18 protein-coding genes are annotated in these 21,967 nt (G+C 46.3%); 3 read left to right on the top strand and 15 right to left on the bottom strand.

Annotated features, from left to right (window positions below; genetic code table 11):
* Positions 1 to 15 precede the first annotated feature (15 nt).
* From mraY to AWH61_RS09345, 9 genes are all read right to left on the bottom strand, one after another.
* On the bottom strand, positions 16 to 1,098 hold the full coding sequence (gene mraY / locus AWH61_RS09385) for a phospho-N-acetylmuramoyl-pentapeptide-transferase (RefSeq protein WP_014950432.1): 1,083 nt from the start codon (positions 1,096 to 1,098) through the stop codon (positions 16 to 18).
* Entirely contained in the window at positions 1,092 to 2,501 is a 1,410-nt protein-coding gene (locus tag AWH61_RS09380) for a UDP-N-acetylmuramoyl-tripeptide--D-alanyl-D-alanine ligase (protein WP_014977225.1), read from the bottom strand. Before AWH61_RS09380 ends, mraY begins: the two co-directional genes overlap by 7 nt.
* Positions 2,498 to 4,063 carry a UDP-N-acetylmuramoyl-L-alanyl-D-glutamate--2,6-diaminopimelate ligase gene (locus tag AWH61_RS09375; RefSeq protein WP_075176895.1) on the bottom strand — a complete coding sequence of 522 codons (1,566 nt, stop codon included), beginning with the start codon at positions 4,061 to 4,063 and terminating at the stop codon, positions 2,498 to 2,500. Before AWH61_RS09375 ends, AWH61_RS09380 begins: the two co-directional genes overlap by 4 nt.
* Entirely contained in the window at positions 4,053 to 5,828 is a 1,776-nt protein-coding gene (locus tag AWH61_RS09370) for a peptidoglycan glycosyltransferase FtsI (protein WP_014977227.1), read from the bottom strand. The genes AWH61_RS09375 and AWH61_RS09370 overlap by 11 nt, the downstream gene beginning before the upstream one ends.
* Entirely contained in the window at positions 5,825 to 6,160 is a 336-nt protein-coding gene (gene ftsL / locus AWH61_RS09365) for a cell division protein FtsL (protein WP_014950436.1), read from the bottom strand. The genes AWH61_RS09370 and ftsL overlap by 4 nt, the downstream gene beginning before the upstream one ends.
* The gene (rsmH, locus tag AWH61_RS09360; protein WP_014950437.1) at positions 6,157 to 7,098 is read right to left on the bottom strand and encodes a 16S rRNA (cytosine(1402)-N(4))-methyltransferase RsmH; all 942 of its coding nucleotides are present in this window, start codon (positions 7,096 to 7,098) and stop codon (positions 6,157 to 6,159) included. Before rsmH ends, ftsL begins: the two co-directional genes overlap by 4 nt.
* Complete coding sequence (mraZ, locus tag AWH61_RS09355; protein WP_012519465.1) at positions 7,095 to 7,553, bottom strand: division/cell wall cluster transcriptional repressor MraZ; 459 nt, start codon at positions 7,551 to 7,553, stop codon at positions 7,095 to 7,097. The genes rsmH and mraZ overlap by 4 nt, the downstream gene beginning before the upstream one ends.
* 491 nt (positions 7,554 to 8,044) lie before the next feature.
* Positions 8,045 to 8,869, bottom strand: coding sequence for a putative porin (locus AWH61_RS09350; protein WP_075176894.1), 825 nt, complete (start codon positions 8,867 to 8,869; stop codon positions 8,045 to 8,047).
* 158 nt (positions 8,870 to 9,027) lie between these two features.
* Positions 9,028 to 9,789, bottom strand: coding sequence for a SapC family protein (locus AWH61_RS09345; protein ID WP_075176893.1), 762 nt, complete (start codon positions 9,787 to 9,789; stop codon positions 9,028 to 9,030).
* A gap of 393 nt (positions 9,790 to 10,182) precedes the next feature.
* Here AWH61_RS09345 and AWH61_RS09340 point away from each other — a divergent pair, with 393 nt between their 5' ends.
* On the top strand, positions 10,183 to 11,397 hold the full coding sequence (locus tag AWH61_RS09340) for a dipeptidase (protein WP_075176892.1): 1,215 nt from the start codon (positions 10,183 to 10,185) through the stop codon (positions 11,395 to 11,397).
* Positions 11,398 to 11,482: 85 nt separating this feature from the next.
* Here AWH61_RS09340 and AWH61_RS09335 read toward each other — a convergent pair whose 3' ends face one another.
* The 6 genes from AWH61_RS09335 to AWH61_RS09310 all read right to left on the bottom strand — a co-directional run bounded on the left by AWH61_RS09335 (position 11,483) and on the right by AWH61_RS09310 (position 20,669).
* A complete protein-coding gene (locus tag AWH61_RS09335) occupies positions 11,483 to 14,758 on the bottom strand; it encodes an efflux RND transporter permease subunit (RefSeq protein WP_075176891.1) in 3,276 nt (1,091 codons plus the stop codon).
* Positions 14,751 to 16,463 (bottom strand): efflux RND transporter periplasmic adaptor subunit, encoded by a 1,713-nt coding sequence (locus AWH61_RS09330; RefSeq protein ID WP_075176890.1) that lies wholly within the window; start codon positions 16,461 to 16,463, stop codon positions 14,751 to 14,753. Before AWH61_RS09330 ends, AWH61_RS09335 begins: the two co-directional genes overlap by 8 nt.
* A gap of 12 nt (positions 16,464 to 16,475) precedes the next feature.
* On the bottom strand, positions 16,476 to 17,870 hold the full coding sequence (locus AWH61_RS09325; protein WP_075176889.1) for a TolC family protein: 1,395 nt from the start codon (positions 17,868 to 17,870) through the stop codon (positions 16,476 to 16,478).
* Positions 17,871 to 18,058: 188 nt separating this feature from the next.
* The gene (locus tag AWH61_RS09320) at positions 18,059 to 18,529 is read right to left on the bottom strand and encodes a hypothetical protein (protein WP_249922641.1); all 471 of its coding nucleotides are present in this window, start codon (positions 18,527 to 18,529) and stop codon (positions 18,059 to 18,061) included.
* A 226-nt stretch (positions 18,530 to 18,755) separates the two neighbouring features.
* Complete coding sequence (locus tag AWH61_RS09315) at positions 18,756 to 19,844, bottom strand: alpha/beta hydrolase (protein WP_170870507.1); 1,089 nt, start codon at positions 19,842 to 19,844, stop codon at positions 18,756 to 18,758.
* Positions 19,845 to 19,928: 84 nt separating this feature from the next.
* Positions 19,929 to 20,669, bottom strand: a complete 741-nt coding sequence (locus AWH61_RS09310) for a glutathione peroxidase (protein WP_014950446.1) — start codon at positions 20,667 to 20,669, stop codon at positions 19,929 to 19,931.
* Between the two features lie 225 nt (positions 20,670 to 20,894).
* On the opposite strand from AWH61_RS09310, the gene AWH61_RS09305 reads away from it, so the two are divergent.
* The gene (locus tag AWH61_RS09305; protein ID WP_014950447.1) at positions 20,895 to 21,590 is read left to right on the top strand and encodes an AAA family ATPase; all 696 of its coding nucleotides are present in this window, start codon (positions 20,895 to 20,897) and stop codon (positions 21,588 to 21,590) included.
* On the top strand, positions 21,550 to 21,873 hold the full coding sequence (locus AWH61_RS09300) for a replication protein RepA (RefSeq protein WP_075176888.1): 324 nt from the start codon (positions 21,550 to 21,552) through the stop codon (positions 21,871 to 21,873). The genes AWH61_RS09305 and AWH61_RS09300 overlap by 41 nt, the downstream gene beginning before the upstream one ends.
* Positions 21,874 to 21,967 lie beyond the last annotated feature (94 nt).

Here is a 21,967-nt window from a genome sequence, read left to right as displayed (position 1 = left end):
TTATCTCTTTACCGCTTATCTAAGTTTGAGGGTAGCAAGACCCACCAACACCAAAATGATTGAAATGATCCAAAAACGCACTATTACGCGCGGCTCTGGCCAGCCCTTCAATTCATAGTGATGGTGAATAGGCGCCATACGAAAAATACGCTGGCCACGCAATTTGTAAGAACCTACCTGAAGGATGACCGACAGGGTTTCCATAACAAAAACACCACCCATGATGATTAACACGAGTTCTTGGCGCACTAATACAGCTAACACACCTAGTGTGCCGCCTAGCGCTAGTGAGCCAACGTCACCCATAAATACTTGTGCCGGATACGTGTTAAACCATAAAAAGCCTAAGCCTGCACCGACCATGGCGGTACACACAATCACCAGTTCGCTGGTAAGCGGAATATGAGGAATATTCAGGTATTCAGCAAAGTTCGCATTACCTGTCACATAGGCGAAAATGGCAAATGCGCCTGCCACCAATATAGTGGGCACAATGGCAAGCCCATCCAATCCATCGGTAAGGTTTACCGCGTTACTTGTGCCTACAATGGCAAAGTAGGTAATAATGATGAAGAACGCACCTAACTGCGGGAACACTTCTTTGAAGAAAGGCACCAGTAGTGAGGTTTCAGCGCTTATTGTTGCACTGCTGTATAGATAGAATGCGACGCCTAGCGCAACCACAGATTGCCAGAAATATTTCCAACGGGCGATAAGCCCCTTCGAATCTTTGCGGATCACTTTTCTGTAGTCGTCAACAAACCCAATAATACCGTAAGCCACAACCACGGTAAGGGTTACCAACACATAACGGTTAGTCAGGTCAGCCCAAAGCAGGCCGCTTACTACAATTGCTGCGAGTATAAGTAACCCGCCCATAGTGGGTGTGCCTGATTTTGACAAATGGCTTTGCGGGCCATCGTCTCGTACAGTTTGACCAATTTGCATACGCTGCAAATAACGAATCATCTTAGGGCCAATAAGAATGGCAATAAGTAATGCGGTCAGCGTGCTTAAAATTGCACGAAGGGTAAGGTATGAAAATACGTTAAACCCTGAATCGAATTGTGTCAGCCAGTCGGCTAGCCAAATTAACATGCTATTCGCTCCCGACGGCTATCGTGCTTTCCCAGCGCAGAGGCCTCTACCGCCTCTACCACACGTTCCATTCTGGAACTGCGTGAACCTTTAACTAAAATTGAAATATCGCGCTGCTGCACTAACAAATCACTCTCCATTGCGGCCAACAAACTTTCAACATCGCTGAAATGGCCACCATTTTCATTAAACACAGCACTAGCTGATTGACTCAAAACACCCATGGTATACAGGTAATTAATTCCTTTTTGTTTAGCGTATTCCCCCACCTGCTCGTGGTAAAAACGCGCTTTTTCACCCAACTCTTTCATGTCGCCTAGAACAAGAACGCGGATACCTGAAAAGCTACTTAGCGTATCAATTGCCGCATTTACAGACGCCACGTTGGCGTTGTAGGTGTCATCTAACAGCCGAACCTGTTCGGTAAGCTGCTTTACATTCAAGCGGCCGCTAACTTGCTTCATGGCAAGTAAGCCGTCGCGCACGTTTTCTAGTGTGGCGCCAACTTGCAGCGTTAATGCCGCAGCGACAAGGGCATTCCCCACGTTGTGAACGCCAGGAATAGTAAGCTGAATAGACATATCTCCTTGCGGGCAAACCAAGTGGAATGCGGCGCACCCATCTAGCCCAATAGTGATATCTTCTGCTCTAAAATCAGCATCGTTTTTCTGCTGGGGCGAAAACGTTAGCGTTTTGGTCTGTTTAAGTTTGCCCTGCCAAAATTCAGAAAACTGGCTATCAACATTGACTACCGCCACGCCGTCACTGCCTAAGCCTTTAAAAATTTCACTTTTGGCGCGCGCTACACCTAGCAAACTTCCAAAGCCTTCTAGATGAGAAGCGGCGGCGTTTACGATAGTCGCGACGTCCGGCTTAACAAGGTTCGTGGTATAGGCGATTTCACCAATGTGATTTGCGCCTAACTCCATCACTGCATATTCATGCTGAGGTTCAAGGCGTAGAAGGGTTAGCGGCACACCGATATCATTATTGAAGTTACCGTTTGTTGCTAAAACATTGCCTCTTCGCTCCAAAATAGCGGCACACATTTCCTTTACGGTGGTTTTGCCACTGCTTCCGGTAATCGCAATCGTTTTGGGTGCCACATAAGCTTTTACTGCCGCACCTAATAGACCAAGTGCTTCTTTGGTATCTTCAACCATGATGACAGGTAACGAGGTTGCTACGTCTTCACTGGCAATAACTGCACTTGCTCCCGCTTTCTCCGCCGTTGAAATAAAATCATGGCCGTTAAAATTCGGACCTTTCAAGGCCAAGTAAACTGCGCCATCTTCTAGGGTGCGGGTATCGGTACTTACTGCAGACACTTCAACGTCAGCAGCGCCTTTCAATAATTTTCCATTAACCTTTTCGGCTATCCATGACAGCGTTGTTGTTATCATTTGCTGTACTCCTGTTGCAGTCGCGCCACAACTGCACGTTCGTTATAGTTAGTCTTTTTGTCACCGATAATTTGGTAATCTTCATGGCCTTTTCCGGCCACGATGATGATGTCGCTTTCATGCGCATGCTCAAGGCAATGACGAATAGCTTGCTCGCGATCGGGAATAGACACTGCCAGCTCACGGTTTTTCAAACCCGCAATGATATCCTCGGCGATAGATTCAGGGCTTTCACTGCGACTGTTATCTGTGGTGATCACAATAGCGTCAGCACCAACCTCGGCAGCCTGCCCCATTAACGGTCGCTTGCCTTTGTCTCTGTCCCCGCCACAGCCAAACACACACCACACTTTGCCCGTTGTATGGAATTTGGCGCTTAACAGCACTTTCTCCAGAGCGTCTGGCGTATGCGCGTAGTCCACCACTAGGTTCGCCGCACCTGTTACGGGGAAAACTTCCATTCGCCCGGGTACAGGCGTGATTGCATTTACCGCGTTAACCACCTCATCAAAACGCTCACCTTCAGCGAGTAACGCACCTATAGCACTCAATACATTACTGATATTGAACTTTCCGAATAGTGGCAGCGAAATAGCAGCGCTTCCCCACGAACTCACCAGTTCAAAGCTACATCCACCTGCATGATAAGAAGCATTTGTGGCGAAACAATGGCGACTTTGAGGAGTGTTATGCTCTCGCAAGTATTCACTTTCACCGCTTCCATCCAGACCACTTTCGTCTATACCTGTCCAGATGCGTGTAATCGACTTATCTGCTGCACCATCCCACTTCTTACTTTCATCATCATTAGCGTTTAATACCACAGCCTTTAAACCTGGCTGCTGAAGCAGCAAGCGCTTGGCTTTGCCGTACTCTTCCATGGTGCCGTGGTAATCGAGATGATCTCGAGTAAGGTTGGTGAAAACAGCGATATCGGTTTTTACTGTACCAAGCCGACCTTGAACCAATGCGTGAGAACTTGCTTCGAAGGCCGTATGGCGCACTTCACTTTGCACAAAGTCTGCCAACAAATACTGCATACGTATGGCATCGGGCGTAGTGTTTGCTGCCGGCGTGTTCGACCACTGGGTTTCATCGCCTTCAAACACACTGCTCCCTAAAGTTCCGATGCTTGCACTACGTGTACCTAACGCATCCTTAAGCTGGGTAAGCAATTGAACTGTAGAGGTTTTTCCGTTTGTCCCTGTCACTGCTACCGTCGTCATTTTCTGAGCAGGGTAGTCGTAAAATGCAGCAGCTAATGCAGAGAGCATTTGTGGTAATTCATACAGCGAGATAATGACGCTGTGGTCACGCATTTCCATCTGACCATGGGCACTACTGTCTTCAGTTTGCGCCAGAATTACACGGGCCCCTAAACTTATTGCCTGGGGTATAAAATCTCGACCATCACGTTCGTGGCCCTTAATTGCCAAAAACGCTAAGCGTGTATTTACTTCTCGGCTGTCTAGCGTTAAACCTTCAACGCGGATATCTGGGGCGTCTACACCAAATTTCGCCAATAAAGCTTTTATACTTTGAATAAAGGCACTAACTACCACTTTGACCTCCTTTCAATAAGCGGCTAGATGTAACCTGCTTGTCATCGGGCGTAACGTTTAACATGTGCAGTGCGCCACCCATAATTGATGAAAAGACAGGTGCAGCGGTATCCCCCGCGTGATACAAATCACCGCCAGGTTCGTTGATCAATACAATTGTCACTAATCTTGGGTCAGACACAGGTGCGATACCGGCGAAAATGTTGACGTACTCTTCGCCGTACCCGCCGGCCACCGCTTTTCGGCTTGTTCCTGTTTTCCCAGCAACGCGATAACCTGGTACCGACGCTTTTGTTGCTGTGCCGCCACGCTGGGTTACGCTTTCCATCATTTGAACAATAGCGTTAGCGTTTTCTTCGCTGATCACCCGCTCAGATTGAGCCTGCCATGAAGGTTGCTCTGGCGACTTGATGACATTAAGCGGTGTTTTAATACCGCCGTTCGCCAACGTTGCGTAAAGACGCCCCAACTGTGCAGTGGTAACCGAAATGCCGTATCCAAATGACAGCGTGGCTAGCTCAAATTCAGACCAGCGGCTGCGCTCATGAAAGATACCGCTACTCTCACCCGCCATATTAAGCCCGGTATCGCTCATTAAGCCCATATTGTAATAGGTATCCAGCAGGAACTGTTTCGGCACAGAAAGCGCCAGCTTAGACGTTCCCATATTTGAGGAATGCTGAATAATTTCTTCTAGCGTTAGTTCGCCGTAATTGCGCGAATCTTTTACTAGGCTGCCGCCTAATCGCATCCATCCAGGGTGAGTGTTTACTGAGTCTTCAGGCTCCACTTCACCGAACTCTAATGCAGTAAGAACGGCCAGCGGTTTTAGCGCCGAGCCTGGCTCGAACGCATCGGTTATAACCCTGTTACGCATTCTGTGCGCAGAAATATCGCTTCTGTCATTCGGATTGAACGACGGTGCATTCACCATGGCTAACACATCACCGCTTTTTACATCGATGACAATGGCGGAAGCCGAGCTTGATTGGTAATAAATCATGGCTTCTTTAATTTCTTTATAAGCAAGTGCCTGAATACGCTGATCAATAGTCAGCTGCAGGTCGCCGGCTTTTTCGCCTGATTTTGTTTCTAAGATCTCTACCTGACGGCCTTTCGCATCGCGGCGTATTTTACGAGAACCCGGCGTGCCCGTTAGCCACTCGTTATACATGCGCTCCAAGCCTTCAACTCCCGTGTCGTCAACATCGGTTACGCCTATTAACTGCGCTGAAACTTCACCTGTAGGATAGTAGCGGCGGCTTTCACGGCGAAGATAAATGCCTGGAATGTCCAGTTTATCAACGTACTCTGCCATGGCAGGCGACACCTGACGCTGCAAGTAAACAAAGCGGCGTTTGGGGTTTGCCACTTTTTCTTTGAGTTCATTGACGTCTTGGCGCAGTACATCTGCCAGCGCTTCCCAACGGCGCTCTTCCTCGAAGCCGTTGTTTTCATGGATAACCTTAGGGTCTGCGTAGATGGCCCGAACAGGCACACTCACCGCCAGCTCAACACCATTTCTATCAGTAATGAGCCCGCGATAGGTTGGCATGTCACGGGTTCTTAGTGTGCGGTTGTCACCCTGTTGAATTAGCTCGTCTGGCTCAATAACTTGAATATAGGCTGCACGGGCGGCTAGCACGCTGAAAACTAGCATAATAACAACAAGCACAACGACAAAGCGCCAGTGCACTAAGCTTGGCGTTACATTTTGTTTTGCACCGGTTTTTTTACGTTGGCGAGAAAGTGCTGTTGTACTCATTTTAACTTCACCACTACTTCATCGTCTGCGGTTGGGCGGTACATTTCTAACTGTTTTTCAACCAGATTTTCTATGCGGTTATGCTCGGTCAACGCGCGTTGCTCAAGCACGAGGTTACGCCACTCGACATCAAGCTCATCTTTCTCTTGCATAAGGTCTTCAAGGGCAATGACCTGCTGTCTGTTGTGATGACTGCTTAGTGTCACTGCCATGGCACTTGTGATAACCATTAAATACAACAAAACCCGCAACTTGTTGCGGGTCAAATCTGAAACAATTATTAGCAGTAATTTAAAATTAGTGCTGGCCTTGTCTGGCGCGGCTTTGGTCATAACTTTTCTGCCACACGTAATACCGAACTGCGAGAGCGAACGTTGTTCGCAATCTCCTGTTCTGAAGGTTTTATCGCTTTACCCAAGGCTTTTAACACTTTATCTGCATCTATTTCAGCCTGAGTGATCGGTAAGTTGTGTGGTACTGATTTCCCTTTACTTTGATCCTTAATGAAGCGTTTTACTAAACGGTCTTCAAGCGAGTGAAACGAAATAACGGCAAGGCGGCCTTCTTTAGCCAACACTTGCGTCGCCGCTTTAAGGCCAACCCGAAGTTGCTCAAGTTCCGCATTGATATAAATGCGAATACCTTGGAATGCACGGGTTGCCGGATGTTTAAACTTATCCTTTACAGGAACCGCTTCGTCGATAATTTTGGCTAGCTGAGCTGTGCGCGTGATGGGTGTTTCTTTGCGCGTGTTTACAATGGCATGGGCTATGCGTTTGCCGAACTTCTCTTCGCCAAACTCTTTAATAACCTGCGTAATGTCTTGTTCTTCGGCGTTAGCCAACCAGTCTGCAGCACTTTGTCCACGTGAGGTGTCCATACGCATATCCAGCGGGCCGTCACGAAGGAAGCTAAAACCACGCTCGGCATCATCTAGCTGAGGTGAAGACACCCCCAAATCCATAAGCACACCGTCAATCTTACCAGTTAGTCCCAGCGCTTCGATTTCTTCTGCCATATCACCAAACGGTGAGTGGATAATGCTAAAACGTTTATCATCAGCGAAGCGTTCTGCCGCTTTGATTGCTTGCGGATCACGGTCGAAGGCGATGAGTCGCCCGTGTTCGCCCAATGCATCCAAAATATGTGCTGAGTGCCCCCCACGGCCGAAAGTGGCGTCGATGTAGATACCGTTCGGTTTGATCGCTAGGGCTTCAATGCATTCATCAAGCAATACTGAAATATGTTTAAATTCGCTAGGCTGCGTCATAGAGAAAAGTCCTGTAATCGTTCGGTAAGTTCAAATTCGCCTTTGCGTTCGGTGTCTATATCAGCTTCAACTTGTTGTGCCCAAATATCGGCATCCCAAATTTCGAATTTGTTTAACTGACCAACTAACATGACTTCTTTTGAGAGTTTTGCGAAACTTCGCAGTGGAGTAGGAACAAGAATGCGCCCGCTTTTATCCATCTCACCTTCTGAAGCATAACCTAGTAGCAATCGCTGCAAGCGACGCTCAGCTGGGATCATGCTTGAAAGTTTAGAGAGTTTAAGCTCAATCTCTTCCCATTCGGGAAGTGGGTAAAGTAGCAAACAACTTTGTTGTGTATCGACTGTGCAGACCAGTTGTCCCTGACAATCATCCAGCAGCGACTGACGATACTTCGTCGGTATAGCCAGTCTGCCTTTTGTATCCAGATTGATTGCGTTAGCGCCGCGGAACATTCCCCTAGCCTTTTATTATTTGCTCTTGGTTTTCTTGTTTTTTGAGTACTAATCTGCAAAGTGATGATGATTTGATCCACAATTCGCCACATTTACCCACTGAGATACAGTTTAGGTATCAATGATCCCCACTGTCAAGTAGAAAAAAGGCGTGAAGGCCGCATAAATACTGGGTTAAAACTGTTTGGATATACAGTATTTTTAGGAAGTGTATGATTAGGCGTGTAAAAAAGATTAAAAAATATTCAGGTGAGAAAAAATAAAGGTGTAATTAATCGATGAACTGCTGTTTTTGACTGTAAATAAGCGGCGAGATCTCACGATTATGTTTAACGCTGTTTTCAGCGGTATTGCACGTATGCTGAGTCGTAATTCAAACAGCTGCGCCTCATCAGCACGTTAAAAAACGAGTGAGTTAACACGACTAGTGCTAACTCACTGCATTTACATCAACGCGTGCTAACGCATAGCGATAATCAAGGTGCCCTAACTTAGAAACGATAGGATGCGGTAAGTGAAGCCACGTCGCTATCTACATCGCTATCAATATCTGTTTCATAGCTAGCTGACACTGAAAACTGCTCATTTACCCAGTAATCAAGCGCAACACCTGCGGTTTTTACATTATCGAACCCATCTGGTGCATTGGTATAGCTATAGCTTCCCTGAACGCTCAAACCTGGAGTGAAGAAATATCTGGCGCTGCCTGATAGAACGTCAATATCGTCTGCTACGTACTGAGCAGTAAAGTCCCAGCCTGTTCCCCCATTCCCTACCGTGGTATAACGTGTAAATACAAGTGGTGAAGTCTCATTTGCACTTTCGCTGTAACTTTCCGTACCATTATTAAAGTCGTAAGTGGCACGCTGATAGATGACACCTGCACCAATTTGCCATTGACGGGATAAGTTAAATCCTACCTTTAGGTCAATATTGGTATAATCTTCGTCACTGAATTCGTCGTCAAATTTACTGTGAGCGCCTTCTATGGCAAGCATCCACGTATCGTCTAGGTAAAAAGTACTGCCTAAATTAAATACGTCAATACCATCTAAATTGGCGTAACCACCAGATAAACTAGATACACGCTGAAGATAAGGGTTGATAAGGTAAGCGCCGCTGTTTCCGCTAACTTCTTCAAGGTAGCGCACATATCTTGCACCGTAGAGGTTGTCATCTAACCCTTCAAAATCGACAGCAGTTACCTGTACTTCGTTTTGTGTAGCTGCATGGGCTGCTGAGACTGTAAATACTGAAGCCGTGATAAGTGATAGTACAGTTAGCGTAGTTTTTAACTTATTAGTGTTAGTGTTCATGTCTTTTGTCCTTAAAAAATGTGTTGGGAACGAGATGTAAGATAAGACATTAAAACTTAACGGTTTCTGAACGAAACATGACGAAGTCTGAACAAGTACAAAAGACACAAAAAAACCCGCCGTTAAGCGGGTTTTTAATATTTAGAATTGAGAAGCAATTAAGCGTTTGGTGCCGCTTCAGCGTCAGCTTTTACTGCTGAAAGTTGCATGCTGCGAATTGGGTTCGCGGTGTCATTAGAAAGCTCAACAAGGCGGTTAAGCTGGCCAACAGACATCATAACTGCATAGATAGCGCCTAGGAAGCCTTGCTTATGTAGTTCAAGCACCTGCTCTTCAGGTAGCTCAAGAAGCTTCTTCTCGTTGATGCTCATCATGCCAGTAACGTTGCGCTGCTTACCGTCTTGGTAAGTAAGACGAATTTGAATTGGGTCAAGAAGGTCTAATTCCACAACTTTAGCAACAAAACGCTGAGTTAGCATCTCGCTGTTCGCAAGGTCTGCCAAAAACTTCTGACGGCTATCAAGGAATTCACTGGCTTCACCGGCTTCAGTAAACAAAGGCTGGCCTTCGTCAGAAATAAGATCAGAGTTTTCGTCAATGAAAACACCAAGCTTGTCGCCGTCTGGACGTACGTCGAACGGGTAGCGAAGAATATTCATTGGCACGTGAGGGCCTTTCCAGCTGTCGCCAGTTAGGAAAAGGTTTTGACCTTGTTCCATACCAAGCATAGTCACAACATGGTGGCGCTGGGTGTTATTGTCTTCGATAAATACTAGCGGCATAGTGGCTGCTAGTTGAGCAAACTCACGGATTGATGCTGCTGCAAGGTGTGTACCTTTCGCAAAGCTGAAAGATGTATTTACCGCAACCTTTAGGTCTTTATGCTTTTCTTTATCTAGCGGTACAAAATTAATAGCCATATTTATTTCTCATACTTGTTAGCTGTGGCCCCGGCTTGATTATGTGAGAAGAGCGGGTGCCACTAAAAAATTACGTCGGCCGCGCTGATGCATAGTAGTCATCGATAATTGGCGGAGCGCTTGGGAGTATCCCGTATTCGCGCAATGAAGTCACGCAGTCTTCACCATAACAAGTTTTAAATTTTTATTGCAATGTAAACTTGAAGTAAACAAGCACAAGCGCTCTAAAAATGAGCAATATCGACTAATTTATGGGTTAACGAGAGCAATCTGAGGTAAATGCATAGCAAGTAAAAGCCTATTGTCGTAGTGCGCATTATCCTTTAGTCTCGTATTGCTATTAAGTTAGCGGTTGTTGACCTAAGCGATAAAAAAACAAAATAAGGATTTTCTATGAAGGGGCGCTTCCCACTCTCATCTTGCGCATTACTTATCTCTGCGCTTTTTGCTTCACACTCTGTACTTGCTGAGGCCTCTACTTATTCAGCATCTGAAAAAGCTATCAAGATCGCACAAGAAACTATTATTGTTGATGGACACATTGATGTTCCTTATCGCGTAAAGGAAAAGTGGGTTGATGTCACTAAAGCCACGCAGGATGGCGACTTTGACTACCCGCGCGCAGTAGCCGGTGGTTTGAACGCCCCTTTTATGAGTATTTATGTGCCCGCTAGTTTAGACAACTCTCCAGAGTCTACACAGCTTGCCCATGAGCTCATCGATTCAGTAGAAGCCATTGTAGCCCGTGCACCTGATAAATTTGCCATTGCTAAAAGCCCTTCTGATGTAAAATCCCAGTTTGAAAAAGGGTTAATTTCACTACCAATGGGTATGGAAAATGGTTCTCCTATTCAAGGTGACTTGGCGAATCTAACGGCTTTTTACGAGCGCGGCATCCGCTACATTACCCTCGCTCATAGTCAGGCCAACCACATTTCTGATTCTTCGTATGACCTGCGCAGAAAATGGAAAGGCCTTAGCCCGTTTGGCAAAACCTTAGTGGGCGAAATGAACAACATCGGCATCATGCTAGATATTTCCCATGTCTCTGACGACGCCTTTTATCAGGTTATTGAGTTAACAAAGGTGCCAGTCATAGCATCACATTCTTCACTGCGCCGCTTTACTCCTGGTTTTGAGCGCAACATGGACGACGAGATGATCAAAAAACTCGGCGAAAATGGCGGTGTTATTATGATTAACTTTGGTTCTAGTTTTGTTTCTAAAGAAGCTGGCAAGTGGCGTAGTGGACTTACTGCAGCGCGCAAAGCGTTGGTTGAAAAAGAAGGCGAAGACAGCCCTAAGCTAGAGAACTTTGAAGAGAATTATCGCAAAGAAGTGCCATACCCTTATTCAACCCTTGATGAAGTGCTTGACCATATCGATCACGTGGTAAAACTGATTGGTGTTGATCACGTGGGTATTGGTTCAGACTATGACGGTGTAGGTGACTCACTCCCCATTGGGCTTAAAGACGTGGCGAGTTTTCCAAACCTAGTACAAGGATTGCTGGATAGAGGTTATAGCCGTACCGACATTGAAAAGATATTGAGCGGAAACCTTTTGCGCGTTTGGCAACAAGTGGAAGACTATGCGGCAGCGCACTAGTCGCGCAATGCTTTAAAAATGAAGCGTAGGGAAGCGTGTTATCGCTTCCCCATGCTTTATCTACTCTACTGCACTTTCAACTCTATTATTTTTTGCGTGACACAATTAAGTAAAACGTGCTTGGCAATACCAACAGTGTTAATACCAGTGCACTCGCCATACCGCCTACCATAGGCGCCGCAATGCGCTGCATCACTTCACTACCAGTCCCAGTGGCATAAAGCACAGGCAACAAGCCAACAATAATAGAAAGCGATGTCATCATAACTGGGCGAAGTCTTGCCGAGGCGGCATGGACAATAGCCTTTTTCACAAGCGCATCTTTTTTAGTGTTGCCATTTTCTGTTTCGTGGCTAGTGAGTGCATCTGATACATATTGGTTTAGATAGACCAGCATGATAACGCCTATTTCTACCGCTACACCTGCTAAGGCAATAAACCCAACACCTACCGCCACCGACAGATTAAAATTAAGAAGGTAAAGCAACCATACACTGCCCACCAGCGCCAACGGTAAGGTCGCGAGTATGAGTGCCACATCGCGAAGGCGTTTAAATGCCAGATAAAGCAAAAGGCAGATAATGGCTAACGTTAGCGGTATAACCACCGACAGTTTTGCTTTCGCGCGCTCAAGGTAAGCAAACTGCCCCGCCCACGTGATGGAGTATCCAGCGGGTAAATCGAGGTGCTCTGACAAATGACGTTTCGCGCTATCTACATAGCCCCCTAAGTCAATACCTGTGGCCGAGTCTGACGAGATATCAATGTATACCCATCCATTTAATCGGGCATTTTCGCTTTTAATTCCCGCGGGCCCGTCGTCAATACGCACAGTTGCCACATCGCCAAGGGTAATGTGAACACCGCTTGGCGTGACGAAAGGCATAGATGCTAGAGATTCAGGCGTATCGCGGTAGTGCTGTAAAAAACGCATGGCAATAGGAAAACGCTCACGCCCTTCCACTGACTGCGTAACCACTTTGCCGCCCACTGCCGAGCCCACAATACTGTGAACATCGTCTATCGTCATGCCATAACGCGCCGCCAACTGCCTGTCGATATCGATATAAACATAACGGCCACCTACCACCCGCTCAGCGTAAACTGATGCTGTGTTGGGCAGGTCTTTAAGCAGTGTCTCTATATCCTTTCCGATGGCTTCAATGCCCGCAAGGTCAGGCCCCGCAATCTTGATCCCAACAGGAGTTTTTATCCCGGTTGCCAACATGTCGATGCGGGTTTTAATTGGCATTACCCACGCATTGGTCAGCCCAGGAAATTGCACCAGAGCGTTAAGCTCTTCTTTGAGCTTTTCAGTGGTCATGCCCTCCCTCCACTGCGCTTTCGGTTTAAGCTGAATGAAGGTTTCAATCATCGTCAATGGTGCAGGATCTGTGGCCGTATCTGCGCGTCCAATTTTCCCGAATACCGTTTCAACCTCGGGCAAGGTTGCAATAAGCTTATCCGTCTGCAGTAAAAGCTCTCTGGCTTTACCCACTGAAATACCCGGGTAGGTAGTAGGCATATACATCAAATCGCCTTCGTCCAGTTCGGGCATAAATTCGCTACCTAGTTGGCTTAACGGCCAGTACATGGAAAGCAATAAGCAAAATGCCCCCGCCAAGGTGAGCAGTGGGTAGTTAAGCAGCCGCGTTAGCAATGGCTGATACACACGTTCTAAAGCTCGATTTACCGGGTTCTCGGCTTCAGATCGTATTTTTCCGCGTACGAAATAACCCGCCAGCACAGGAACTAAAGTAATTGCCAGCGCCGCAGCTGCTGCCATGGCATAGGTTTTGGTAAAGGCAAGAGGCGCAAAAAGACGCCCTTCTTGTGCTTCTAATGCAAAAACAGGAATAAAGGATACGGTTATAATTAGGAGCGCAAAGAATAAAGCTGGGCCAACTTCTGTGGTCGACTTAATCACCAGTTCCCAACGTTTGGCTGCCGAAAGCTTTGCAGATGTTGGCGCAGAGGTTGGTATAGATGTTCGCGACTGGGCACTCCCTGTCCCCCCCTGACTTGCTGAATCCCTTTGACTCGCTGAATCCCTTTGACTCGCTGAGGCTCCCTGACTTGATGAAACAGCATGCTGATGAATGTGCTTGTGTAAATTTTCAACCACAACAATAGCGCCATCCACCATTGCACCGATAGCGATAGCAATGCCACCTAAAGACATGATGTTGGCATTAAGTCCCTGCAGCTTCATTACGATAAAGGCGGCGAGAATACCAATAGGCAAACTGATTAACGCAACCATAGATGAACGTATGTGAAACAAGAAGATAGCGCATACCAAACCAACAACCAGCAATTCCTCAACTAGCTTATTGGTGAGGGTATCGACGGACTTATCAATAAGGGTGGAGCGATCGTACACGGGGACGATATTCACCCCTTCCGGCAAGCTCGCTTTTAATGAATCCAGCTTGGCTTTGACCGCATCGATAGTGGCTTTTGCGTTTTCGCCATAGCGCATCACTATAATGCCCCCCAAAGTTTCGCCATTCCCGTTTAGTTCTGCAATACCTCGGCGCATCAACGGGCTTTCTACCACTTGTGCTACATCGTTAATCGTTATGCTAACGCCGTCCTTAATAACACCTGTGGGCAACGCCAGTATGTCATCAATGCCCTGAATATAGCTTTGCGCACTAACCATGTACTCTGCCTCGGCCATTTCAATAACCGAAGCGCCTGACGCGCGGTTACCCCGTTTAAGGGCAATTTCTATCATGGATGGCTGAATGTTGTAGGCACGTAATTTTTCAGGGTCGACAATAACTTGGTATTGTTTAACCATCCCTCCAACAGACGCAACTTCAGAAACGCCTTCAACTGACTGAAGCTCAAACTTCAAGAACCAGTCTTGCAACGCCCTTAACTCACCAGCATCTAGCGCATTTGGCTGACTAGCATCGTTCTCCAACGCATAAATGTAAACCCAACCTACCCCTGTCGCATCTGGACCTAACTGAGGTGTCACGCCTTCTGGAAGTTGCGAAGACGCTTGGCTTAAGTATTCCAGAACACGGCTTCGAGCCCAGTACATGTCTGTATCATCATCAAAGATTATATATACGTAGGCATCGCCGAAGAATGAATACCCTCGCACCGTCTGTGCGCCAGGCACTGACATTAGCGCAGAGGTGAGAGGAAACGTCACCTGATCTTCCACCACTTGCGGCGACTGACCGGGATAGTTTACTTTCACTATAACTTGGACATCAGATAAATCAGGGATAGCATCGACGGGGGTGTTTTTCACCGCCCAGACACCAGCAGTACTGAGCATAATAGCGCTCAGCAATACCAGTATTCTATTGTTTACCGACCAGCGAATTACCGATTCAATCATGGTGCATATGCTCCTTATGATTTATCGATTTTTGTTCTGCCGACTTGTGAACCATTGACTCGTGAGCATCGCTTTGCTCTCCATCGCCCTTCAGGTTGCTCGTATCATGTTTATGATTGCTGTGTTCTGTGCCATGAACCATGCCCTTGTCCATTGCATGTTCACTGCGCTTTCGCATATCGATAACCGTGAATTCTTCGCCAGTCACAAAGGTGAACATGATGTTGTCACCTTCTTTGAACTGAGATAAGTCAATATGCTTTGATACCGAAAATAACATTGTCGCAGGTCCCCGTCCCCATTTTTCAATCGGCCCGCGAGCGATCACTAACTTTGCGTCATTCGAAGCGCCATTCGTTTCGGTGTCAGCCGGCAATTCAATTGCCTCAATTGTACCTGTTGTCGTGGCCTGATGATCGGGCGCTTTCATTCGCTCAAAGTCACTGCTTTTCGACGACTCTGAATCAATCAAAAATTGTGCTGATACCACCACATCATCCTCTGGCAGCAAGCCTTCGACGACTTCAAAATGTGTACTATCGCTTTGCCCCAGCGTTACCCGTACCGACTTAAAGTTGCCATCGCCATCACTGAGTACCACTTTTGCGCCCTCAGCCGTGCGAATAACGGCACTGCGAGGAACCAGTAACTCTGCCTTGCGTTGAGTAGGCTTTATTCCAACGTGGGCAAACATATTGGGCTTTAACGTGTGGTTGTTATTGTTTAGCGGTATGCGCACTTTCAGGGTTCGCGTTGTTTCCGACAAAGACGGATAAATATACTCTACGTGACTTTCCCATTTAGCATCGGACCCATGGTCCATTTCGTCGAGGGTAATCACAGCGCCATTATGAGGCGCTATGATTTGCGCGTACTTTTCAGGCACCTCTGCAATCACCCACACCGTATCTAGCTGTGCGATGCTCATCAAGGTTGTCCCGGGCTGAACGTAAAACCCCTCCCGAATATTCAGAGCTTCTACCACACCGCTTTGCGGCGCGTTAAATGTGACGGTTTGTGCTACCCGTCTACTTTTCTGCAATTCTTCGATAACGCCCTTTGATAGCCCCAGTGTTCTTAGGCGCTCGGCTGCGCCCTGAATTAAACGTGCGTCTCCTCGCTTAAGGGCTAAAACGTATTCTTCTTGTGCGCTAACTAATTCTGGCGAATACAGGGTATAAAGTGCCTGTCCTTCTTCTACTTGCTCACCTTGAGATTTAATGAAAAGCCTGTCGACCCAACCTGATACTCTAGGGTGGATGTGCACAATGCTATCTTCATCGTAAGCAACGTTGCCCACCGCCGTTACGGTCTGTTGAAGTGTTCCAATGGCTACGGGCGCGACTTTAACACCTATATTGTGCTGTACATTTGGCGGAATCATTACGGTACCAGGCGTACGCTCATTACTTTTCGCAGATGTTGCTTCGTCATTGGCGTATACTGGCACCAAGTCCATTCCCATCGGTGACTTCCCCGGTTTGTCACGGCGATAGCTGTCATCCATAGGCGCTACCCAATATAAAGGGGCTTTATCATCAGTTTCGTCGCTAAGGGCACTTTCGCCATTTCCGTGTTTTGATGAATCAGACAACAATAGTGAAGCCAAGCCGAACGCTAATAGGCCGCCAAATAGCAGACCTACTAGCAAACCTTTTATTAGCGTGCTTTTTGTATCTGGAGCAGGGTGAGTTGAAGATGTCATATTAACTACTCTTTATTCGAAAAAATGGGCGTGAGTGGGCAGGTACAAATAAGCAAGTGACGCCAATGTTCTGGCGCGCTCGATGTCGATTTTGAGTAAATCATCCTGTACCTGTACTTGCTTGAGATTGGCATTGACAACATCACCGATATCACCGGTGTCTGTGGTATAAGCTGTCAGTTCAGCTTCAGAAAGTTGCCGTGTTTCACCAATTAACGCCGTTTCATAAAGCGCTTTGCGCTCACTTAGCGCTGACAAGCGTGATTTAAGCACCTCTGCATTCGCGGCAAGCTCGTTCACTTTCAAGCGGAAGTCCGTTTCAGACGCACTCATTTTGGAAGCCGCTGCGGCTATTGAAGCGTCTTGACGAGATTTATTGAAAAACGGAAGGTCTACTTGAACACCCAATGACACAAAATCAGCTCGGCTTGCGCCATTTTGTGCATCTTGTCTGTATCCATAACTTGCTTCAAATGCCCACTGAGACTTAGTTTGCTCTCGCGCTATGTTCACATTTTGCGCTTCTATCTGGGTCTGAATTTGAAGCAGCATAGCCTCAGGATGATGCTGTAGTATTGAAAAAGGCTCACTGTTCTCAATAACCGTTAAGAACGAAGAAAGGCTGAGGTTGCTGTCGTTTAAAATGGCATCGACTTCAATGGCGTCTCGTGTTGATTGAGTCAGGGGCGCACTTACAGATTCATCTAGCGGCGCACCAAACCATTTTGAAAGTGCAGATCTCGCTTCATTTTTTTGCTGATAAGCCTCCACGTATTTATCGTCTAAAGACAACAATGCCAAGCGCACTTGCAATATGTCTTGCTGGGCCGCTGCACCAACGCCTTGGCTGTATCTGGAGTCAGTAAAATCGAGTAGCTGTGTAAGCAATGATTTCTCTTTGTCCAATAATCCAATGCGACGTGTTGCATAGACCCAATCTAACCAGGTAAGGGTAACCTCACGTTTAAGCCACGCCTTTCTCGCTTGGCTCTCTACCGACATTTGATCAGCCATAACCTGATACTTTTTCTGGCTGTAAAAGTTTTCATCGCCTCGCGGTAACTGCTGCTTCAAACCAACTTTAAATTGCGTCATAGGCTCTTGGTCAAATGCGAAGCCGTCGGTAGGCAAGTTTTGTACAGAAGCTGAAACCTGAGGATTTGCCCAATATGATGACGCTTCAGCTTCTGCATTAAAGCGATCCTTTCGATGCGCATTCCCTTTAAGCAAAGGGTCGTATTGAATAGCTAACTGCAGCGCTTGTTCCAGGCTTAGGGTCTGCGCGACAACGGGCTTATTAGCCATCAAAAAAGAAGAAAGCACAAAAATTAAGGCGAACAAAGCGCTTACTTTACAAGGTCTGTTAGCGCTTTCGTTCACTTTTTTGGGTACCGAATAGTTGCTCATGTATAACATCACTTTTCAGGTGTAAGGCGTGTTGACGTTGCCCCGCTCTTCGCTAAATTCGACAAAGGGGATTAGCAAAAAGGCTTACCACGCGTTACATAGATAAAAGATTAGAGACATCTCAAAACAACAAGACGACGTCGTGACATAAAAACGTCTCTGCTGCGAAATAAATCCGCGAGATAGATCTATGCTGTGAAAAGTGACTTAGGTGGGCGAAACTGCCCGAAGTGAGGAGATGAGCGCTGCCCCAGTATAGGTGCAGTGGCAGCCATTCTGGCTACCGATATTTCGGTTTCAACGGTAGGCTGAATAAGCGCACTCGCGCTAAGATTAAAACAGTGATCGGCTGGGCAATTACATTCATCCTTGCAGCAAGACATGTCACTCATCTTCGATGCTTTCACGCTATTCACGCCTGCATCGCTAACTTGTACGCCGTCGAACTGAGCGGGTTTGCTCTTGCTGTTTTTAACACTTAAATCCGCATGTTGTGATGACAATTCTTGGTGCTGACAATGTGTATTAGCAGACTCAGACATTCGAACCTGATGGTTAGCATGAGCAGCATCCGACTGCGGTGTCATCACCGACATTGAATGGGCATGTTCGTATGAATGTTCGATAGATACAGCGCTACCTGACGACACGAGGGCCATCATTAAGAACAGTGTAAGGATAAACGAACTTGCATTCGCCGACCTATACCGTTTGCGCGTTAAACCAATCCGAAACTTTCTCAAATACTGTACTCAAAATATTGCTGTCTATTGTGCAACGAAATAATAGCGTGATGTAACCAAGCAGTAAAGCTAGCCGTTAATGTCGCTAAGCTAGGGCCTGTTGACCTTTGTTGTACACCAGAGGTCAACAGGCCCCAGTAACTTATTCAAACTGAGACAGGTAATCTCGCAACATAAGGCCCATGGTTGAAAATAGCGGGTTTGCTTTAGGTACCGCACACTCTTCTTGCTGATTAACCATGCTTGCGTTGAAATTCATTTTATTGAGCAAGCTTGTATTCACAACTAAATCTGCATGGCACAACCCGTACGATTCATCGATAACGAAAAAGGTATTCGGACCTTTACTTGCGTCCATTAACTGCTCTATTCCGAGAATTGGCGTGGTTACATCAGCTTGAGAATGAGCGGCAAATAGCGGCACTTCAATTTGCTGTCCTTCCTCGACTTTGTCCCGAATGATGTTTATTAAATCCATCAATTCCAACCCTGCTAAACCTGCCACATTTGGATACTTGTAAGGGTTGGGGCCATGAGTTTGATAGGTTCCATCAATAATTCTGGCTAAAAGTTTAATGCCCCAAATTCGAGACATACTTTCAGCATTATCAGACAGCGCCAGCGCGCCAGAAAATAGCATAAGACCATCAATATTATTTACTTCGCTTCCTGTACTATCCAGATAATGTTCAACCGCCAGCGCACCACCTGTAGAGAAGCCACCTACAAGCAAAGTATCACCCATGCTATCAGCCAATTTAATGACTTCATCAACATGCCCCTGCCAGCGCTCAGCTAAATCCCAGTCAGACATGTCATCATCGGCATCTCGTTTACCATGCCCAGGCAAAAGCGGCACGACTACAGTGAAACCCTGTTCAAATAAGATGTTGGCGATTTCACGCATGAAGAAAGGTGAGTCGCTTAAGCCGTGGATAAGCACTGCCACCTTGCTGCTTGATTTGTTGGTCAGCATGAAAGGCGAATTGCCTTCATTGCGCAATACGTTGCTGCATACCGAAAAACGATTGAGTGCCGTTTCTCTACACGGCTGGGTTTGGCCCCACTCTTTTTCGTAAAATGCTTTGAACTGATTTTGAAGGTCTGAAAAACTTCTGCTTTTCATTTCGCTCGTATCGGGTATAGATAAATTTGCGGCTATAGCCATATTTACACCTAAAAGCGCAACAATACCTATGAGCATTTTTACAAAAAACTTCGATGACACTATTATTCTCCGCTACGGATAATTAATAAAAAACGGGAGCAGTTTACCATGCTCCCGTTTCTTGTGACGATTAATACGTATATTACGTTAGCTAAAGTAAACCTCTAGATCGTCAGAACCACCGATATGTTTACCACCGATAAAGACCTGCGGCACAGTTTCACGACCGCTAATCGCCGTTAAGCTGGTTAGTGATGCATCTTTGCCCAACACGATTTCTTCGTACTCGTAGCCTTTTTCATCAAGCAGTTTTTTCGCTTTAGCACAGAAAGGACAACCCGGTTTTGTGATAATAGAAACAGGTGCGTTAGTTTGCTCTTCTGGCGCAATGTAAGCCAGCATGGTATCTGCATCCGACACCTCAAACGGGTCGCCAGCTACATCAGGTTCAATAAACATTTTGTCTACCACGCCATCTTTCACTAGCATCGAGTAACGCCAACTTCTTTTGCCGAAACCCAAATCCGCTTTATCGACTAGCATACCCATGCCATCGGTAAATTCTCCGTTACCGTCGGGAATAACGGTTATGTTAGCGGCTTCTTGATCTGCGGCCCATGCATTCATAACAAAAGTATCGTTTACCGATACACAAACAATCTCATCAATGCCGTGTTTCGCAAACTTTTTCGCTAAAGCGTTATAGCGAGGCAAGTGGGTAGAAGAACAGGTTGGTGTAAAAGCACCTGGAAGTGAGAACACCACGACATTTTTGCCAGAAAATAATTCATCTGTCGTTTTCGTTACCCACGTCTCACCTTCTCTGCACGGAAATGAAACGCTAGGTACTTTTTGGCCTTCTTTGGAAGTGAAGCGACTTTCTGACATAACAACCTCTTATCGGTAATCTCAATTATAAAGTAAGAAGACTAGAATGAGTTTTTGCACAAATCAATAGGTATTGTCTTACATTCGTTAATATCGATTTTGATGCTGAACCTAGCTGATAGCCTGCCTATGCTTTGAGTGGAGGTTAGGTACGGTCGTGACACCATTCACGACCCACCGTAACGCTCAGTATTTTAACATAAGCGATATTCGAGGGTTATCACCATGATTATTTTGGTTGGTGGAGAAAAAGGCGGTAGCGGAAAGAGCTGCCTAGCACAAAACATTGCAGTGTATCTTCGCACTGAAAAAGGTGCCAAGGTGTTAATGGTCGACTGTGACCCGCAGCGAACGACCTCAGACTGGATCCAAGAGCGTAAAGCTAACCCTCGTCTCGCTGAAATTAACTGTGTTCAGTTATACGGTAAAATACGTAACGAATTACTTAGCCTGCGTCAGTATTACGATTACGTTGTAATAGACTGTGGTGGACAAGATAACCTAGCGCTTCGCTCGTCAATGGCGGTTGCTGACCATATACTAATTCCACTTAGACCCAAACGTCGCGATCTCAAAACGGTACCTCACATGGAAGATATTTTATCTACCTGTAAAATGGTTAACCCGAAAATGAACGCCGCGTTCGTTATCACACAGTGCCCTTCTCTACCTAGCCTGGCAAACCGTATTCTAGAGGCAAAAGAAGTGTGTCGCTCATTTGGCATTCCCGTCCTAAACTCTGTTACTTTTAGTAGAAACATGTATGACGATTCAGAAGAGTCAGGGCAGTCAGTTATTGAGAGTGAACCAGAAGGTAAAGCGGCCACAGAAATAAGAACCTTGTTTGAAGAGCTACTAGCTGGCAAAGTGGAGGATGCTTATGAGTTTACTCAACCTCAAAAAGTCGAAGCCGTTAGCTAAGCCCAATCTACGAACTGTAGAAGATTTTATCGACGATGCGCTGCTTTATGCCCAAGGTAAAGTGGATAAAAAGCAACCATCGGCGGCAAAAAACGATTTAAAAGACCTTCGTACAGACCGCGTCGTGCCGATAAGAAAGCCTGCAAAATCAGAAGGTATGCGACATGCTACCTTTACGTTAACACCGCAATGTATTGAAAAACTTGCAAACATTGCCCAAAAGACAGGTAAAGCCAAGTCTGCACTGATTCGAGAGTGGATTGAAAATAACAGCATAAATTAGACTAAAGTATAAATCCAAATACGTATTTCATTCGTTTTATCCTTCACAATAATAATGTTGCCTTGGCGTTAGCCTACTGGGATACTCACCGACA

Source organism: Alteromonas sp. W12, from assembly GCF_001924945.1.
GTDB lineage: Bacteria > Pseudomonadota > Gammaproteobacteria > Enterobacterales > Alteromonadaceae > Alteromonas > Alteromonas macleodii.
This window is presented reverse-complemented; position numbering and strand designations above follow the sequence as displayed.

What these genes read in the sequence shown, in the direction of transcription:
- mraY (WP_014950432.1), bottom strand. Translation starts at nt 1,098, where the DNA reads ATGTTAATTTGGCTAGCCGACTGGCTGACACAATTCGATTCAGGGTTT.
- AWH61_RS09380 (WP_014977225.1), bottom strand. Translation starts at nt 2,501, where the DNA reads ATGATAACAACAACGCTGTCATGGATAGCCGAAAAGGTTAATGGAAAA.
- AWH61_RS09370 (WP_014977227.1), bottom strand. Translation starts at nt 5,828, where the DNA reads ATGAGTACAACAGCACTTTCTCGCCAACGTAAAAAAACCGGTGCAAAA.
- ftsL (WP_014950436.1), bottom strand. Translation starts at nt 6,160, where the DNA reads ATGACCAAAGCCGCGCCAGACAAGGCCAGCACTAATTTTAAATTACTG.
- rsmH (WP_014950437.1), bottom strand. Translation starts at nt 7,098, where the DNA reads ATGACGCAGCCTAGCGAATTTAAACATATTTCAGTATTGCTTGATGAA.
- mraZ (WP_012519465.1), bottom strand. Translation starts at nt 7,553, where the DNA reads ATGTTCCGCGGCGCTAACGCAATCAATCTGGATACAAAAGGCAGACTG.
- AWH61_RS09350 (WP_075176894.1), bottom strand. Translation starts at nt 8,869, where the DNA reads ATGAACACTAACACTAATAAGTTAAAAACTACGCTAACTGTACTATCA.
- AWH61_RS09345 (WP_075176893.1), bottom strand. Translation starts at nt 9,789, where the DNA reads ATGGCTATTAATTTTGTACCGCTAGATAAAGAAAAGCATAAAGACCTA.
- AWH61_RS09340 (WP_075176892.1), top strand. Translation starts at nt 10,183, where the DNA reads ATGAAGGGGCGCTTCCCACTCTCATCTTGCGCATTACTTATCTCTGCG.
- AWH61_RS09335 (WP_075176891.1), bottom strand. Translation starts at nt 14,758, where the DNA reads ATGATTGAATCGGTAATTCGCTGGTCGGTAAACAATAGAATACTGGTA.
- AWH61_RS09330 (WP_075176890.1), bottom strand. Translation starts at nt 16,463, where the DNA reads ATGACATCTTCAACTCACCCTGCTCCAGATACAAAAAGCACGCTAATA.
- AWH61_RS09325 (WP_075176889.1), bottom strand. Translation starts at nt 17,870, where the DNA reads ATGAGCAACTATTCGGTACCCAAAAAAGTGAACGAAAGCGCTAACAGA.
- AWH61_RS09320 (WP_249922641.1), bottom strand. Translation starts at nt 18,529, where the DNA reads ATGGCCCTCGTGTCGTCAGGTAGCGCTGTATCTATCGAACATTCATAC.
- AWH61_RS09310 (WP_014950446.1), bottom strand. Translation starts at nt 20,669, where the DNA reads ATGTCAGAAAGTCGCTTCACTTCCAAAGAAGGCCAAAAAGTACCTAGC.
- AWH61_RS09305 (WP_014950447.1), top strand. Translation starts at nt 20,895, where the DNA reads ATGATTATTTTGGTTGGTGGAGAAAAAGGCGGTAGCGGAAAGAGCTGC.
- AWH61_RS09300 (WP_075176888.1), top strand. Translation starts at nt 21,550, where the DNA reads ATGAGTTTACTCAACCTCAAAAAGTCGAAGCCGTTAGCTAAGCCCAAT.